This window comes from Nocardia sp. NPDC024068 (assembly GCF_040638875.1).
Lineage (GTDB): Bacteria > Actinomycetota > Actinomycetes > Mycobacteriales > Mycobacteriaceae > Nocardia.
This window is the reverse complement of sequence record NZ_JBEZYU010000081.1, coordinates 1-16,378: the sequence shown is the minus strand read 5'-3', so window position 1 is coordinate 16,378 and position 16,378 is coordinate 1. Positions and strand designations below refer to the sequence as shown.

The 16,378-nt window shown below is 69.8% G+C and carries 14 protein-coding genes; 6 read left to right on the top strand and 8 right to left on the bottom strand.

Annotation, left to right across the window (positions count from 1 at the left end; translation table 11 throughout):
• Positions 1-816: 816 nt before the first annotated feature.
• Entirely contained in the window at positions 817-2,217 is a 1,401-nt protein-coding gene (locus AB0F41_RS29750) for a M1 family metallopeptidase (RefSeq protein ID WP_357429587.1), read from the top strand.
• 9 nt (positions 2,218-2,226) lie between these two features.
• On the opposite strand, the gene AB0F41_RS29745 is transcribed toward AB0F41_RS29750, so the two are convergent.
• Positions 2,227-4,497, bottom strand: coding sequence for a helicase-associated domain-containing protein (locus AB0F41_RS29745; RefSeq protein WP_357429585.1), 2,271 nt, complete (start codon positions 4,495-4,497; stop codon positions 2,227-2,229).
• A gap of 152 nt (positions 4,498-4,649) precedes the next feature.
• Between AB0F41_RS29745 and AB0F41_RS29740 the strand changes: the two genes are divergently transcribed.
• Positions 4,650-4,838 carry a hypothetical protein gene (locus AB0F41_RS29740; protein ID WP_357429583.1) on the top strand — a complete coding sequence of 63 codons (189 nt, stop codon included), beginning with the start codon at positions 4,650-4,652 and terminating at the stop codon, positions 4,836-4,838.
• A 71-nt stretch (positions 4,839-4,909) separates the two neighbouring features.
• Here AB0F41_RS29740 and AB0F41_RS29735 read toward each other — a convergent pair whose 3' ends face one another.
• Together AB0F41_RS29735 and AB0F41_RS29730 are read right to left on the bottom strand one after the other, a co-directional pair.
• On the bottom strand, positions 4,910-5,575 hold the full coding sequence (locus tag AB0F41_RS29735; protein ID WP_357429581.1) for a transglycosylase family protein: 666 nt from the start codon (positions 5,573-5,575) through the stop codon (positions 4,910-4,912).
• 379 nt (positions 5,576-5,954) lie between these two features.
• On the bottom strand, positions 5,955-6,233 hold the full coding sequence (locus tag AB0F41_RS29730; protein ID WP_357429579.1) for a hypothetical protein: 279 nt from the start codon (positions 6,231-6,233) through the stop codon (positions 5,955-5,957).
• Between the two features lie 155 nt (positions 6,234-6,388).
• On the opposite strand from AB0F41_RS29730, the gene AB0F41_RS29725 reads away from it, so the two are divergent.
• Positions 6,389-6,808, top strand: coding sequence for a cold-shock protein (locus AB0F41_RS29725; protein ID WP_357429589.1), 420 nt, complete (start codon positions 6,389-6,391; stop codon positions 6,806-6,808).
• Between the two features lie 59 nt (positions 6,809-6,867).
• Here the strand turns inward: AB0F41_RS29725 and AB0F41_RS29720 are convergent, their stop codons facing one another.
• The 3 genes from AB0F41_RS29720 to AB0F41_RS29710 all read right to left on the bottom strand — a co-directional run bounded on the left by AB0F41_RS29720 (position 6,868) and on the right by AB0F41_RS29710 (position 10,300).
• Positions 6,868-7,374, bottom strand: a complete 507-nt coding sequence (locus tag AB0F41_RS29720) for a DUF2771 domain-containing protein (RefSeq protein WP_357429578.1) — start codon at positions 7,372-7,374, stop codon at positions 6,868-6,870.
• Positions 7,371-8,870 (bottom strand): MFS transporter, encoded by a 1,500-nt coding sequence (locus AB0F41_RS29715; protein WP_357429576.1) that lies wholly within the window; start codon positions 8,868-8,870, stop codon positions 7,371-7,373. The genes AB0F41_RS29720 and AB0F41_RS29715 overlap by 4 nt, the downstream gene beginning before the upstream one ends.
• Before the next feature lie 656 nt (positions 8,871-9,526).
• Positions 9,527-10,300, bottom strand: coding sequence for a glutaminyl-peptide cyclotransferase (locus tag AB0F41_RS29710; protein ID WP_357429574.1), 774 nt, complete (start codon positions 10,298-10,300; stop codon positions 9,527-9,529).
• A 17-nt stretch (positions 10,301-10,317) separates the two neighbouring features.
• Between AB0F41_RS29710 and AB0F41_RS29705 the strand changes: the two genes are divergently transcribed.
• Both AB0F41_RS29705 and AB0F41_RS29700 read left to right on the top strand, forming a co-directional pair.
• Entirely contained in the window at positions 10,318-11,562 is a 1,245-nt protein-coding gene (locus AB0F41_RS29705) for a DUF3027 domain-containing protein (RefSeq protein WP_357429572.1), read from the top strand.
• 170 nt (positions 11,563-11,732) lie between these two features.
• On the top strand, positions 11,733-14,612 hold the full coding sequence (locus tag AB0F41_RS29700; protein WP_357429570.1) for an ATP-binding protein: 2,880 nt from the start codon (positions 11,733-11,735) through the stop codon (positions 14,610-14,612).
• 28 nt (positions 14,613-14,640) lie between these two features.
• On the opposite strand, the gene AB0F41_RS29695 is transcribed toward AB0F41_RS29700, so the two are convergent.
• Positions 14,641-15,267, bottom strand: coding sequence for a TetR family transcriptional regulator (locus AB0F41_RS29695; RefSeq protein ID WP_357429568.1), 627 nt, complete (start codon positions 15,265-15,267; stop codon positions 14,641-14,643).
• Positions 15,268-15,392: 125 nt separating this feature from the next.
• Positions 15,393-15,632 carry a DUF2530 domain-containing protein gene (locus AB0F41_RS29690; RefSeq protein WP_357429566.1) on the bottom strand — a complete coding sequence of 80 codons (240 nt, stop codon included), beginning with the start codon at positions 15,630-15,632 and terminating at the stop codon, positions 15,393-15,395.
• A gap of 60 nt (positions 15,633-15,692) precedes the next feature.
• Between AB0F41_RS29690 and AB0F41_RS29685 the strand changes: the two genes are divergently transcribed.
• Positions 15,693-16,130: a MarR family transcriptional regulator gene (locus AB0F41_RS29685; RefSeq protein WP_357429564.1), complete on the top strand. Its 438-nt coding sequence runs from the start codon at positions 15,693-15,695 to the stop codon at positions 16,128-16,130.
• The last annotated feature ends 248 nt before the right edge of the window (positions 16,131-16,378 follow it).

The window sequence follows — 16,378 nt, the reverse complement described above, 5'->3', positions numbered from 1 at the left end:
GCGAGGCGGCGCAGCCGCGAGTCTCGAGGGCTGACAGCAGACGCTTCGGGGGCCGAACCCCGCGCGCGCCAGCGCGCCAATAAACACAGCACCTTCACGAGCAAGGTCACCTGCCCCACCTTGGCGGGTGAGGTCACCTGCCCCACCTTGGCGGGTGAGGTCGCCTCGCTACCTTGGCGGGTGAGGTCGCCTCCCTACCTTGGCGGGTGAGGTCACCTACCCCATTTTGGCGAGCAAGGCCACCTCCCTACCTTCACGAGCAAGCCTGCTCCGACACGAGGCCACCCACATCACCCACACCACGAACTACCTGAATAGGTGCCGCGGCCATACGAGAACTCGAAGGTCGCACTCCATGGTCCGATGCCGTGTCTGCCCCGAACGGCTCAGAACCAGTGCACACGCATCGATTCCAGGAATTCGGTCGTGACGGGGTACCCCGACCGATCGCCTATGACGCTGTCGATACCGCACCGGGGGCACAGCGCCGTCCGGCCCCGCCCGCCGGTATCCGTGTCGGCCCATTCTCGGATCTCCGAGGGCGGGAAGGCCGAGCAACAGTGGAAGCAACCACGATCGTGCTCTTTTCGACCTCGACGCGATGCAGCCTGGAATGCTCGTGTGCTGCCTGAACCTCATTCGGCGCGGTCGCATCTCGGTGGAGCGGATCGGGGCTGTCCATTGCCCGATCGTTTCACGCACTCACCACACCTCGCCGAACCCCGCGCGGCGAAGCCGCGCCGAAAAAGATACACAGGCTAACGTCGTCGGGCGGGGGTTACTGCTGCCCGCACTCGACCGTGGAAGGGGTATCGCATGGGGTTCACCCGCTGGCTCGTCGCCGGGGTGGTGGTGCTGTCGGGCCTATCGCTCGCACCGGCCGGAGCTCAGGCGCCGGGGGTGCTGGCGGGGTCGGATGGTTTGGGTGATCCCTATTTCCCGCAGGACGGGAACGGTGGGTACGACGCCCAGCATTACGAGGTGACCCTGGGCTATGACCCGGCGGATCATCAGCTCACCGGGTCGACTCGGATCGACGCGCTGGCAACGCAGCCGCTCACCTCGTTCAATCTGGATTTCAACGGTCCGCCGGTGCGTGCGGTACGGGTGAACAACCTGCCCGCGGGTTTCGAATCGCGCGCACCGCACGAGCTGGTCGTGCATCCTCCGCTGCCGCTGTTGCCCGGCCTGCCGTTCACCGTCACCGTCGATTACGCGGGTGTCGCGGCCGATACCGGTGGTGAGGGCTGGACCTACGCACCGACGGGTGGGGCTTTCGCTGCCGGTGAACCGCATTCGGCGGCCACCTGGTATCCGCTCAATGATTCTCCGCGGGACAAGGCGACCTTCACGCTGCACACCACGGTCCCGGCGGAATGGGAGGTGATGTCGGGCGGGGTCCGGGTGCGTGACGAGGTGCGCGACGGCTCCCGCACGGTCACGTGGGAGCAGCGCAAGCCGGTGATCGGGTATCTGACCACGGTGGCCGTGGACCATTTCGAGTATCTCGAGCAGCGCCGGGCGAACGGTACGCCGCTGCTGAGCGGATTCGCTCCGGGCGTGGAAGGTCTGCGTGAGCATGAGCAACGGTTGCCGGAAGTTCTCGATTTCATCGAAAATCTCTACGGCCCGTATCCGTTCGACGCCGCGGGCGGCATATTCCTGTCCGCACCGCTGCCGTTCTCGCTGGAGACCCAGACCCGGCCGACCTATGCGGACTGGGCGGATTTGAACACCGTGGTGCACGAGATGGCCCATCAGTGGTGGGGCGATTCGGTTTCGGTGTACAGCTGGTCCGATATCTGCCTCAACGAATGTCTGGCCAGCTATACCGCCGACTATCTGTGGCCGGAGCGGGTGGAGGGCAAGGATGTGGACGCCGAATACCGGGACACGATCCGCCGGGCGCTGTCGAAACCGAAGTTCTGGGAAGTGGCACTGCAGAATCCGGGTCCGGAGAAGATGTTCACCTCGGTCTACTATCGCGGACCGCTGTTTCTGCACGCGTTGCGCAAACAGCTGGGTGACACGGTGTTCTTCGGCGCGCTGCGGGAATTCGCGTCCGCACATGCCTACGGGCATTCGTCGATGCCGGAATTCCGGGCGTTCATCCAGTCGAAATCGCCGACCGATCTCACCGGGTTCTTCGACGCCTGGTTGTTGGGTACCACCCCGCCACCGGACCAGTATCTGTACCCGGGCGATCTGCGTGGCTGACCGTCGGCGCTATTCGAGCAGCGCGACCGATGAGATCCGGTGCAGTGTGAACTGGCGCAGGGTTCCGGTGACGGGGTCGAGGGCCTCGAGCTGACCGTTGCCGACCCGCACCGGTTCGACCACGCGCTGGATCGCGGTGCCTTTGGCGTCGACGTAGCCGATATGTACTTGCCGGCGGACACGCGCGGCCAGTTGCAGCAGGGCCAGCGCCGCGGCGGTGCTGGTGCGGCTGCCGTCGCTGCGTACCGACTGCCCGGGGGCGGCGGTGGCCGCCCGGTCGCCGGCGCGCAGTTCGGTGACCAGTATCTCCAGCTGTTCGGTGCTGGGTGGGGACGGCCGGTACGGGTGCCGGGCCAACGGCCGCACATTGATCCGCGCGCCCCGCCGGCGTAGATCCACGATCGCACCGGAGGCATCTTCACCCGCGGGACTGAATCCGGCGGTTCGCAATTCCTCGAACAGCTCGCCGAGCGGGGCCTGGGATATCGCCACGGTCGGCGCGATCCCGCGTAGCGCCAGCACCTCCGCGACCGGAGAGGCGAGCACCTGGGCGAGCAGTGCCGGATCTTCGCTGCGCACGAACGATTGCGCCATTCCCGCCCGCAACTGCCCGTGGCGGCGCGCCACGTCGTCGATCAGGTAGGTGAGGGTCTGCGGGACGGGGGTCCGGGAATGGCGGTCGAACAGACTGTGGAGTTCGGCCGCGGTGAACCCGGCGTCGAGTGCCCGCCGCAGCGACGCTTCACTCAGCCGGTAGACGGTGGCGGCACCCGCGGATTCCACATCGGCGACCAGTTCGATCCGCCGGTTCAGCTCCGCGGTGAGCGGGCCGGGAGCCACTACCGTCAGATCGGCCTGGACCAGTACGTGATCGACCGGATCAGGGAGAGCCGTCTCCAGTTCCGCTTCGGCCCGTGTGGCCGATCCCTCCAGTAGTGCCCGCGCGGCCGCGGTGAGCGCGCCGCGGCCGACGAGGCCGAGCGTCGCGGCTTCGCGCAGGGTGTTGTCCACGGCTCCGCCTCGATAGAGCCGACGGCGCCGGGGCAGCCGCCAGGCCAGCAGCCGGGCGATATCGGCGGCCGGTACGGCCGTGCCGGAAGGTTGCTCGGCGACCGCGTCGAGAATCGTGCGGCGGTCGCGCACCGCGTAGGGGAGCCGGAGTTCGTGGGCGAGCGCCGCCAGCGGTTTATCCGCGGTATCGCGGGCTCCGATCATCCAGGGGTAGCGGTCCATCTCCAGCCACGCGAGGGCGAGCGGAACCCAGCGGCGGGCGGGCGGCGCCTCCAGCCAGGAATCGGTGGCCGGGGTCGGCGCCCAGAAATCCTCGGCGTCGCCCTCGGGCGCCGGGTCGGGAAATCCCTTCTCGATCAGTTTCGCGGCGGCCAGCAACTCCACCAGCAGCCCGGCCCGGGTCTCGTCGACTCCGGCCGCTTTGGCGACGCGGCGCAATTCCCGTACTCCGAGTCCACCCGCGCGGAGCGCCGGTGCCGGCGCCTGGCCCAGTACTTCGAGTATCGCCGTGCAATGTCGCAGCAGTTCGCCGACTTCACCGGCTCCGACAGCGTTCACCTCGGCCATCGGATGGACTGTCGCCGCGAGTTCGGGTGGTGCCAGATGGTACGGATCGACGACCGGCTCCGACCGCAGTAGCGCGGCGACCGACGCCGGTAGTTCCACGGTCTCGTCGTCGATGCGGCGCAGCAACTGCCGGGCCAGGAGCCGGGGGACCGGGCGGTCCGCGGGGGCATCGGGTGCGGCATCGCGGGTGCGTCCGCGCGGGCCGGTTTCGGCGAGTTTGTCGAGCAGTGCGCGTTCTGCGGCGGGCAGGGTGGGCAGCGCGTCGGCTATTTCCGCCTCGGTCAGCGCTTCGGCCCGGGTTCCGTTGCCCAGGGGCCACGGAAGGGCTTCCGCGGTCGCCGGGACCAGCCGCAGCCGGTCGCCGGCCGACCAGATCAGCGCCCGATCGCTCAGTTCGGCGAGCGCCGCGTCCACCGTCGCCGCCTTCGCCCGCCCACGCAGTGACCGTTTGAGCTCGGTGCGGGTCATCGGCTCGTGCCCGCCGGCGGTATGCATCGCCAGGGCTTCCACGATCCCGAAGGCCACCGTGTCCAGATCATCGGCGGCCCGCAATACCGAAGCGCGTTGTTCGGCGCGGGTGGCCAGTACGGACATGGAGGAGGGCAGCGGTACCGCGAGATCCGGCCGCCGTTCGAGCAGAGCCACGAGTTGGGCATCGGATCGCCCGCCGAGCCAGGCGGTATAGGAGTTGGACCCGGTCATCCGGTCCAGATTAGCCGTGACCGGTGCAGGTGGTGACGGCGTGGGTCGCTCGGGCCCGGTACGCGGTTCCGGCCGGCCCGTCCTCGCCCGCAAACCGGCCCGCCACGTGGTTGTCCTGCTGGGCGGCGGTGCGGGCATGCCAGAATGAGGACGTGGTGAACAAATCGAAGAAACCCTACATCGACAACGGCTGGCCCGAGGTGGCCGACGGTGAGCATGCCGTCACCGAACTGTCGTCGGCCCGTTCCGGTAATCTCTCGCCCTTCGGCGAGGACACCGAGTTCCCGGTGGCTGCCGAGCAGCTGCCGTATGTCCATCCGAACACGGTTATCAACCGCTGAGCGGACGAACGAAAGAACCCCGCATCCGATGATGGGATGCGGGGTTCTTTCGTAGCTGTGGGTGGCGCTGCTCAGGAAGGCAGCATGCCCTTGTGGGTCTCGTAGAGGCCGAGGACGCCCGGATCCAGCTGGGGGTTGTTCGCCTTGACGGCCTGGAACAGATCCAGCGCGGGCTGCGGAACCTGCACGCCCTGCGCCTGCACCGCGGCGAGTGCGCGATCCACGGCGGTGAAGACCTCCTGCGACTGCGTCTGGGCCTGCGGCTGAGCGGCCGGGACCTGCTGCTGCGGCGCGGCGGGGGTGCTCTGGGTGCTCGGGGTTTCCGTCTGCACGGCGGGGGTGTCGGCCGGGGTTTCACGCGGTGTGGAACCGCTGCTCAGGCCGAGCGAGGACGAGCAGGAGGGCCATGCGCCCCAGCCCTGCGAGGCCAGTACTTTCTCGGCGACGACGATCTGCTGTTCGCGAGAGGCCTGGTTCGCGGTCGGGGCATATTCGCCACCGCCGTTGGCCTTCCAGGTGCTCGGTGAGAACTGCAGGCCGCCGTGATAGCCGTTGCCGGTGTTGATGCCCCAGTTGCCGCCGGCTTCGCACTGCGCGAGTCGATCCCAGTCGGAGTCGGGTGCCGCGCTGGCGGTACCGGCGAGGGCTGCACCCGCACCACTAATCATGGCGCCGGTGACGGCGACCTTGGCAACAGTGCGACCGGTATTGGTGGGCTTGCGATGGCGTCCACTCATTCGGGTTCGTCTTCCTCTCGTACGCACCTGCGAGGGATTCGCTCGGGTCCAGGCTGAGAGGGTGCCCGTCCCGCCCTCGCCCCTCTGGTTTCCGTTGGGGTCCGGTACCCGCGGGGCGAGGTTCGGTGCGGCGGGCCGGTGGGCCGGGAGGCCCCGGCTGGGATAGACGGTACGACGTTCCCGCCGAAAAATCACTATTTGGTAACCGGCGTGTGCGGAGCGGTTGCGGAGCGGTCTCGAACCGAGGTCAGCGACTCTGCGCAGCTAGTGACGCCGCATCACGGAACGGCGAACCCGACACCCGCCTCGTTACCTTCTCGTTATGTGATTATGATCACATAACGCTTCGGTCGCTACCGGGCGGGGTACTGAACAGTTGTCACCTGGATCGGCGTCCCGATCGCAGCGCGAAGATCAGCGCCAGGATGAAACCGACCGGCGCCAGCATCGCGCCGAGGTACAACCAGAGCCCCGGTTTGCCGTCGGTGAGGATCGGGGTCAGGAAGATCGCCACGACGGCGAGCAGCCCGATGGTGAAAAGGCCCAGTGCGACCTGCAGCAGCCAGTTGCCGGATGGACGTCCGGGAGGCGGGGTGGAGGGGCCGGGATCGGCGGGGTTCGTCACTGTTCGACGGTAAAACCGATGTGCTGGTGCCATGCTCACCGGGGTAGACTCGGGAACGATCTCGCGTCCTGCATGCTTGCGGGGCGCGTTTTTCGAGTAATGGCAGGGCCCGCTACCGGCGGTCCCGGCAGACGTGTGTGCCCGGGCCCGCTGGGCCGGGGTGCCGAACAGACGAACGGGTGAGCGCAGTGCCGACCGGCAAGGTGAAATGGTACGACGTGGAAAAGGGCTTCGGCTTCCTTTCCCAGGACGAGGGGGAGGACGTCTACGTCCGCTCGTCCGCGCTGCCCCAGGGTGTGGAGTCGCTGAAGCCGGGTCAGCGGGTCGAGTTCGGGATGGCCGCGGGTCGCCGCGGCCCGCAGGCGCTGAGCCTGAAACTCGTCGAGGCGCCCCCGTCGGTCCGGCAGAACCAGGAGCGCAACTCCCGCAAGGAAGCGCCCGCCCGCAAACACAGCCCGGACGAGCTGCACGGCATGGTCGAGGACATGATCACGCTGCTGGAGGCGAAGGTGCAGCCGGATCTGCGCAAGGGCCGGTATCCGGACCGCAAGACCGCGCAGCGTATCTCCGAGGTGGTCCGCGCCGTGGCGCGCGAACTCGACAGCTGAGCGTCCGATAGCAGCGAAACACGGGCCGGCCCGGCTGATCGGGCCGGTCCGTGATCGTCTCAGGCGGTTTTGATCGACCAGACTGCGTGCGGGATCGGGAATTCGTTACCGGCCTCGTCGATGGCGATGATCATCACCTGCAACTCCACCCCGATCAGCTCCAGCCCGGGCTCGGGCCGAGAATCGACGGTCAGCGCGCGGACATCCTGCGGATGATCGCGGTAGGAACTCGGCTTTTCCACGACCTCGCCGTCGGCGCGCGCGTACAGCGGCAGCAGTTCCCATGGGGTGCCGACGATTTCGTCGGGCAGTGAGATCTGCAGCGGATCGCCCGCCGGGACCTCCAGGAACGCGGTTTCGCCCTGGCGGCAGTCCTGCATCCGGACGGTGCAGTAGCGGAACGGCGGCACGGTGACGGCGGTGCCGTGCGCGTAGGCGGTGAGTTCGGGCTCATGCGGTTCGGCGTCGCGGGCCAGCAGCCAGACGACACCGGCGGTCCCGGCCACCAGTACCAGCACCCCGGCCAGGGCCAGTGCGAGCATCGTGCGGACCTTGTTCGTACTCACCGGGCGGCGTCTCCTTGTGGTGGATGGTCGTGATGCGGGATCTCCTGCCCGGCGTGCAGCGGGCGGTGGCCGCCGAGGCCGGGGAGCAGGCTGTGCCCGCGGTAGCTCACCACAGTCTGGACGAGGCCCGCGGCCAGCACCGCACTGACCACCGCGAAACCCTTCCAATAGTCGGTCGGCAGCAGTACGCCGCCCGCGCCGCCGATCACCCAGCTCAGCTGCAGCACCGTCTCCGAACGCCCGAACCCGGAGGCGATCGACTCCGGTGGGAGGTCGTCCTGGATCGCGGCGTCCAGCGACACCTTGGCCAGGGCGCTGGCCCCGGCGGCGACCAGCGCGGCCAGCGCGGCGCCGAGCAGGTTGTCCAGTATCAGGGCGGCCACCGCCACGACCGTGCACCCCATTGTGCAGTTCACCACGATGAGCGACGGCCGGCCCAGCCGGAGCCGGGCGCCGGTGGCGTTGCCGGCGAAGTTGCCGATGGCGGCGGCCGCGCCGACCAGTCCCAGCATCGCCGCCTGCTGCACCGGGCGATGCTCGGTGGCCTTGGCGACGAACGCGACGTAGAAGGTGAGGAATCCGGTCAGCACCCGGATGCTGCCGTTACCCCAGAGCCCGGTGACCACCGCCCGGCCCAGGGGCTGACGCCGTTTGCGGGCCGGGATCGCGGCATCCTCGTCCTCCGGCGTCTCGTCCTCCGGGCGATGCCGGTGGTAGCCGAGTGTGGTGGGTACCTCACCCTCGGTGATCTCGACCCAGCGCGGAATCTTCCAGCTCAGATAGGCTCCGCCCACCGCGATCCCGGTCGCGAAGATCAGCGCTCCGGTGGAACCCGCGATCGCCGCGGCGACCCCCGCGAGCCCCCCGGCGCCCAGCGTCCCGCCGACCAGCCCGAAAACCGTGAGCCGGGAATTGGTGCGCACCAGGTCGATATCCGGTGGCAGTACCCGCGGTGTGACCGCGCTCTTGAGCACCGCGAACGATTTGCTGAGCACCATCATGCACAGCGCGAGCGGGTAGAGCACCCAGCTGCCCATGCTGAAGATCAGGACGACCGCCACTACCGCGCGCGCGGCGAACGAACTGGCCAGCGCGAGTCTGCGACCGCGCTGGAGCCGGTCCAGCGCGGGGCCGATGAGGGGCGCGATGATCGCGAACGGGGCAATGGTGATCAGCAGGTACAGCGCGACCTTGGATTTGCTCTCGGCGGTCGCGCTGGCGAAGAACAACGTGTTGGCCAGCGCGACAGCGATCGCCGCGTCCAGCGCGAAGTTCGCCATCGTGGCGTAGGTCAGCGCGGTGAGCCCCGATTTGTCCGCGCCGTCGGCTTCGGCCGCGCGCCGGAAGGTGGCGATACCTCTACCCGTGAGCTCGCGCCCGCGCATCGCCGCGACCCTGGTGACGGTGAGTTTGCGAGGGCCCCGGCGGTCGTCGTCGGCCTCCGGGCCGGGTTCGGCGGCGGGGTACTCCGCCGTCGGCGCCGGTTCCGTGGGCACAGGGCCGGCCGCGCGGTCGTACCGTCCACCGGGTGTGGCGGGGCCGTGATCGGGGGCTCGCTTCTCGTGCCGGCGGGGGTCGAGGGGAGGGCGGAACGCATCGCGTTCGGTGGGCCGCGGTTCGGCGCCGTTTTTGTCGTCTATCCGATAGGACGCGGTGATCGGGGCCGATTCGGTGAAAGGCTCGGCCGGTCGCTCCGGAGCGGAGGGGGCGCCGCGACCGGCCGGAGGTGCCGGCTCCGGGGTTCGTGCCCGGCCCCGGGAACCAAAGACGCGGGTGAACCGGCTGCTGCCCTGTTCCGGCGACCGTCGTCCCCCGGCCGGCGGTACCCGGTCATCGCCTCGTGAGACCGGACCACGGGGTTCGGGGCCGGCCTGCGGATCGTCCGAGTGGTAGGGCCGGGTCGGTGGCGGTGTGGGGCGGTTTGCGTCGGGTTCGCGGTTGCGGTGTGGCACGTTCGGCGGTGGGTAGCGGTCGAAACCTGGATGCCGCTGGGGTGGCGGAGACTCGCCGGCGGGCCACCGACCGCGATCGGAACCGGAGGGCTCGCGGGAAGTGGGCACTCCTCAATTCTGGCCCACGCCGCGACGGCTGAAACCCCGCCCTGCTCGGTGCGGGTGGAAAGTGAGATGTGTCGCTTCGGCCACGGGCGTGCTCAGGCCGGGACGAAACGCACTTCGAACATCGACGGCCAGTACTTTCCGGTGATCAGGAAGCGGTCGGTTCCGGGTATTGCGGCGATCCCGTTGAGGACGTCGGTGCCCGCACGCTGAGCGGGGGTCAGCAGGCCCGACGCGTCGATCACCGCCAGGACACGCCCGGAGTCCGGATCGATGCGCAGAATCTCGTCGGTCGGCCACGCGTTGGCGTAGACCGACCCGTCCGCCGCACAATCGAGTTCGTTCAGCCGGGCATCGGTGCGGTCGGTGAGTGTCACCGAACCGGTGGGGGCGAAGGTGACGGGGTCACGGAAGGTGAGGGTGGCCGAACCGTCGCTCATGACCAGCCGCCCGTTCCGGGCACACAGCCCCCAGCCCTCGCCGTCGTAGCGGACCCGGTGTTTCTCGGCCAGAGTCCGCGGGTCGCGGGCGAAGGCCACCCCTTCCTGCCAGGTGATCTGCCACACAGTGTCGCCGGCGCGGGTGACGCCCTCCCCGAAATAAGGGGGCGGTACCTCGGCCCGCGCGAGTTCGGCGCCATCGGTACGGGCGGTGGCGCGTACTCCGGACCGCCCGACCATCCCGGTGCCTTCGTAGAGCACATCGCCGTCGATTTCCAGGCCCTGAGTGAACGCGGCCGGGTCGTGCGGATGGGTGGCCAGCACCTCGGTTCTCAGGCCCGGCGGGGCCCCGTCGGCGTCACCGCAGGCGCTCGGAGCGAGCAGGCAGAGCAGCGCGGCACCGACCCAGGTACGCCGAGTGTGCTTCATACGGCAAAATGTAGACCGTGAGCGCAGTATCTGTTTCGGACACCGAGGTGCGGACGATCCTGGCAGGGGCCGTCGACCTGGCTCGTCGTGCGCTCCTGGACCTGGAACCGACCGGAGTCGGACCACATCTCGGAGTTCGCGCCGAGGACGAATGCGCGGCCACCCACCGCTTCGCGGCCACCCTGCCGGGTTACCACGGCTGGCAGTGGGCCGTCGTGGTCGCGGCCGCGCCGGACACCGACCGGGTGACGGTGAGCGAATCCGCGCTGCTACCCGGTCCCGACGCGTTGATCGCGCCGGATTTCGTGCCGTGGGAGCAGCGGGTGCGTCCCGGCGACCTGGCCCCCGGCGATCTGCTGGCGCCGCCCGCGGACGATCCGCGGTTGGTACCCGGCTACACCGCCACCGGCGACCCAGTGGTCGACGAGGTGGCGTGCCAGGTCGGTCTCGGGCGGAAACAGGTCCTGAGCCCGGAGGGCCGGGCCGACGCCGCCGAGCGTTGGTACGCCGAACACGGCCCCGACGCCGAGATGGCCAAGGCCGCCCCTGCCACCTGCGAGACCTGCGGTTTCTACGTCCCCCTGGCCGGTGCGCTGCGGGCCGCGTTCGGAGTCTGCGCCAATGTGATGGGTGCGGACGGCCGGGTGGTGCACACGGGCTACGGATGCGGCGCGCATTCGGACACCACGATGCCGACCGGTGCCGGTTCGCCGATCTACGAGGCGTACGACGATGCCTCGGTCGAGGTCGTCCCGGCGGAAGAGATCGGCTCGCGCCGGCCCGCAACCGCCACACCCGGCGACGCGCCGCCGGAGGTGTCGGCGAACCGGGCCGCCGGTGCGCGGGAGTCGGCAGAGGCCGCGGGCGCGCCGGATCCGGCGCGCGCCACCGACGGCGTCACGGACATCTCCGTACCGGCCGGGACGACGCATTCCGCCGATCTGCCCGACTCGGGCGCGGCACCCGCCGGGACACCGGAAACCGTCGCCGGAGTCCCCGCCGACGACTCCGGCGAGCCGGGACCGGCCGAACCGGTGTCCGCGCCCATCGCGCCGGAAGCGGTCGTCGCCGAACAACCGGTGTCCGCCCGGACCGAACCGCCCGCCACCGAATCCGCGCCGGACAACCGAGCCGCGGAGCCCGAAGCGACCGGGACCGCCCCGGGAGAGGCCGGGAATGCGGCCTCCGGCGAGCATGCGGCAGCAGCCGAGACGGGCGACACCGAGGACGGGTCGCCCGGGGAACCGGCCGCCGGGGCCTGATACCCGAGACCCGGCACGCTACCGGAACCAATCCGAAGGCGAACCGATCCGAAGGCATTGGGCCGCAGCGGGTTCGGTCGCTGACGAACCGGCCGTACCGACACCGAGTGCTGGTGGCCCGCACCGACGACGAGTTCGGCGAGTCCATCCCCGGCACGTAGGCTGTTTCGGTGAGTGAGACCGACGCGGCGGGCAATGGGTTCGGACCAGCGGAAACGTCCGTGGATCGGCGCCTCGGCGCCACCGACCCGTTCGAGACGTCGCGGTTACGCGACGCGGTGCTCACGGCGTGGCGCGATTCGCCGACCCGGCTGCGCGAGGACGCGGCGACCGAGGCCGATCTCGTCGCGGCCGGCTACCGCGACCGGTTGCTCACCGAATTGGCCCAGAATGCCGCGGACGCCGCACGCGCCGCCGGCGCGCCGGGACGGGTCGAGGTCCGGTGTACCGGCCGGACGCTGTCGATCGCCAACACCGGCGCGCCGTTGGACACGCCGGGAGTGCATGCGCTGACCGCATTGCGTTCGTCCGGGAAGACGGGCGGCGGGGCGGTCGGGCGGTTCGGGGTCGGGTTCACCGCGGTCCTGACCGTCAGCGACGAGATCGAGTTCCGTTCCACCAGCGGGTCAGTGCGTTTCTCCCGGGAAGACACCCGCAGCGCCCTGGAGGAGGCCGGGGTCACGGTACCGGCGCCCCCGGAAGGGTTCGTACCGCCGGCCCTGCGGCTGGTCTGGCCGGAGTCCGCGGTGCCCCGGGCGGGCGCCGATACCGAGATCGTGCTGTCGTTGCGCGCGGATGTGGATCCGGAGGCACTACTGGAATCCATGCGCGCCGAGGCCGTCGACCTGTTGCTGGAGTTGCCGGCGCTGCGCGAGATCCGGATCGGGGAGTACACCGCGCGCGCCGAGACCCGTGAACTCGGCCCCGGCGGCCTGAGTGAACTGCGGGTCACCACCGGCGAGGCCGAGCAGGTGTGGTGGCAGTACCGCACCGAGCGCGCCCGCTGGCTGGTCCCGGTCCGGGGCGGTGACCCGGTCGCCGCGAAACCCGATGTACTGCGGGCGCCCACCCGGTCCGACGAAGAGCTGTCGCTGCCGGCGTTGCTCATCGCCGAGGTCGCCATGCAGCCGGACCGCCGTAGGCTGTTGCCCGGCGCGCCGCTGTCCGGCCTCGCGGCCGGGTACGCGGATTTCGCGCGGGCGCTGCCGCCGAGCGCCCGCCTGGTGCTGGTGCCCACGCCGGGATTCGCCCGCAGCGAGGCCGACGGTCTGCTGCGCGAGGCGGTGCTGAGCGAACTGCGCGACAGCCCCTGGGTTCCGGTGGTGCCGGTGCCCGCCGAGGAGGCCGGTGCGCCCGCGGCCTCCGATGATCCCGCCGGTGGGCCGGAACGCGTCGCGGTACCCGCGCGGGCGAGCGTATTCCCCGGTCTGACCTCCGATCTCGCCGATCTCCTCGCCGGTGTGCTGGATCCGCTGGTGATCCCCGAGTGGTCGGGTTCCCGGCAGGCCGAGGCGCTGGCGGCCGTCGGCGTGCACCGATTGGGACTGGCGCGGCTGGCGGAGTTGTCGAGTGGGCTGGACCGGCCGCCGGCGTGGTGGTTCGCGTTCTACACCGCGCTCGAACCCTTCGCCACCGACCCGCTGTCGGTCGAGGAACTGGGAGCGTTGGCGGTGCCGCTGGCCGACGGCCGAACGGTGACCGGGCCTCGAACTGTCGTCCTCGACGACGAACTGTCCGCGCTGTCCGACCCGGTGCCGGTGCATTGGGCCCGGTTGGTGCATCCGGGGGCCGCGCATCCGCTGCTGGCCCGGCTGGGCGCCCTGCGGGCGCGGGTGGCGGATCTGCTGTCGGACCCGGCACTGCGGGCCGAACTGACCGACCACCCCGGCGATCCCGATACGGTCGACGCGGTGCTGCGACTGGCGGCCGCGGCCGACGCGGACGCGTTGCCACCCTGGCTGGGTCTGCTCGAACTGCCCGACGCCGCCGGTGATCCGCGGCCCGCCGACGAACTGTTGCTACCGGACGCTCCGCTGATCGAACTGCTGGTGCCGGATTCGCCCTTCGGTGTGGTCGCGCGCGAAGTGGTCGGCAAATACGGCGCGGAGGCGCTCCAGGCGATCGGCGTGGGCTGGGATTTCGGGATCGTGGCCGAAACCGATCCCACCGGCCCCGATCACCATCTCGACGATGAGGAGACCTGGTGGGCCGGGCTGTCCGACGATCCGCCGGAGATCGTGGCGGTACGCGATCTCGACCTGGTGGACGACGCGGCCTGGCCGGAAGCGCTGTGGCGGCTGCTGAGCACCGGGCACATCCGCCCGCTGCTGGCCGATCCGGACGGGTACACCGCGTGGTGGCTGCGCCGGTACGCGCGGATCGACGGGATCGCGCTGGGCGGTTACCGGCACCCGGCGGACGCCGAATTCGCCGGACTGCTACCGGAACTGCCGATCCCCGGCCTGTCCGGTACCGACCTGGATGCGCTCCGGGGCTGCCTTGCCGACCCGGACACCATCGATCTCCCGCTGGCCGAGACGCTGCTGGAAGCGCTGGCCGACAGTGCGAGAACCCCCGCGCCCGAAGTGGTTTCGCTGATCCACGCCCGGCTGGGCGCGGCGGTGGGCCGGCTCGATCTCACCACCATCGACCCACCGGACCAGGTGCGGGCGCTCACCGGCGCGGTGATCGACGCAGCCGACGCCCTGGTGCTGGATCAGGCCTGTTTCGGTCTCGCGGTGCCGCCCGACCGGCTGGTGGTCGCGGATCCGGCCACGGCGGCCGAACTGGCCGTTCTGCTCGACCTGCCGTTGGTCTCGGAGCAGGTGCACGCGGAGGTTCTGGGCCGGGGCCGGGAAACCGCGTGGGATCGGGAACCGCTGGGGGTGGTCCTGCGGCGGCTGTTCGGGCTCCCGCCGCAGCAGGGACCACTGGTGGTGCACGACGAACTACGGGTGCGGCTGTCGGGTGCGGTGGTGCGGACCGTCTCCGTGCCGTGGTGGCGGGACGGCGAAACAACCCACGTACTGCGACCGGTTCCGGCGCAGTGACCCGGGCGCGGCGGCGCCGCGCCGGGATTCACTCCGCGTGGCCGGCCAGTGCCCGGGCGAGGAGGTCCAGCTGGGTTCGGACGCTTTCACTGTCGTTGTCGACCAGCCAGCGCAGGACGATGCCGTCGATCACGCTGAGGGTGAACCGGGACAGTTGATGAACCGGCACCGACCAGGTGCTGCCGGTGGCGTCGCGGGCGTGATCGAGCACATCGGCCACGGTGGAATCGTTGAAGTTGTACTGCTCCCGGGCGATGGCCAGTTTCGCGGGAGTCTGCTCGCCCTCGCGCAACGCGTAGGTGGTGGTCTCGTAGGTGAGCAGCTGGCGTTCGGGGGTGGCCTCGATATTGAGCCACATGAGTTCCAGCCCGGCCCGCAGCAGATCGCGCAGCGCGTTCTTACCGGTACCGGCCTCCTGCCAGACCGATTCGTTGGCGTCCACCGAATCGCGCAGTTCCATCGATAGCGCCTTGACCAATTCGGTCATCAGCGCGTCCTTGTTCTCGAAGCAGTAGTGCACCACGCCCAGCGAGACCCCGGCCGCCTGGGCGACATCGCGGGTGGTGACACCCGCGACCCCCTTCTTCTCGGCAAGGCCGATCGCGGCCTCGATCAGATGGGCCCGTCGTTCTTCGACGCTCAATCGGGAGGACACCAGAGCGAGTTTGGCGCGATACACCCCAACAGTCAATTCCCGCAATGCGGGATGGCCGAGGTCGGCGGGGCCGCCGGTGCCGCCTTCCCGCGGCCCGCGTGGCCTGGAACGATTCGTTATCGCCGTCAGAGTCCGGTCTGGGCGCCCTTGTCTCCGCGCCGGGCGCCGCGGCGCTGCACGGCGAAGATCAGATAACCGAGCGCCCCGACCGCCAGACCCATCAGACAGACCGGACGCGCCGATTCCCAGCGTTCGCCGGAGAGCCAGACCACCACGGCGGCGACGGCGAACAACGCAGAGCCCAGCGCCAAGACCGGACGTGGGTCGGTCAGCCACGACGGAAACTGCGGGAGCTGCGGATTCATTCGTTCAGCGTAACCTCGGTACGCGCACCGATCGGAAGCGTGTCACGTATGGTTCACTTTGTGAATACCCACTCGGATGTGCGGGCGCTCGCCAGCGACCTCTCGCTGGCCGTGGTGCGCTTGACGCGGCATCTGCGCGGGCGGCGTGCGGAATCGCAGATATCGCTGACCCAGCTCTCTGTTCTGGCCACCCTCGGCAACGAGGGTTCGATGACGCCCGGTGCACTGGCGGCCAAGGAGCGCGTACAGCCGCCCTCCATGACCCGCGTGATCGCCTCCCTCACCGATCTCGGTCTGGTGGCACGTAATCCGCACCCCACCGACGGCCGCCAGATCATCGTCTCCCTCTCACCCGCCGGCCAAACCCTGCTCGCCGACGAACGCAGCGCCCGCGAGGCCTGGATGAGCGACCAACTCTCCGGCCTCGACCCCGACCAGCTCGAGGTCCTGGAACGCGCCGTAGCAATCATGAACCAGATAGTCGCCGCCTCGGAATAGTTCGCTGCCACTCGGAGTAGCCGGCGCCGACTCCGTCGGCGCGGGGTTCGGCCCCTGTGTCGCCTGTCCGCCCTCGAGACTCATGGCTTCTCCGGATGCGCCACTCACTTCACGAAAACAGCCCACTCGCCGGTGCCGAGTTCAGCGAGGCCCACAAAGGGGTTCGGCCCGCGTCTGCTGTCAGCCCTCGAAGCGAGGCGGCGCAGCCGCGAGTCTCGAGGGCTGACAGCAGACGCCAAAAGGGCCGA

What these genes read in the sequence shown, in the direction of transcription:
- AB0F41_RS29690 (WP_357429566.1), bottom strand. Translation starts at nt 15,632, where the DNA reads ATGAATCCGCAGCTCCCGCAGTTTCCGTCGTGGCTGACCGACCCACGT.
- AB0F41_RS29730 (WP_357429579.1), bottom strand. Translation starts at nt 6,233, where the DNA reads ATGGCACCAGCACATCGGTTTTACCGTCGAACAGTGACGAACCCCGCC.
- AB0F41_RS29745 (WP_357429585.1), bottom strand. Translation starts at nt 4,497, where the DNA reads ATGACCGGGTCCAACTCCTATACCGCCTGGCTCGGCGGGCGATCCGAT.
- AB0F41_RS29710 (WP_357429574.1), bottom strand. Translation starts at nt 10,300, where the DNA reads ATGAAGCACACTCGGCGTACCTGGGTCGGTGCCGCGCTGCTCTGCCTG.
- AB0F41_RS29735 (WP_357429581.1), bottom strand. Translation starts at nt 5,575, where the DNA reads ATGAGTGGACGCCATCGCAAGCCCACCAATACCGGTCGCACTGTTGCC.
- AB0F41_RS29750 (WP_357429587.1), top strand. Translation starts at nt 817, where the DNA reads ATGGGGTTCACCCGCTGGCTCGTCGCCGGGGTGGTGGTGCTGTCGGGC.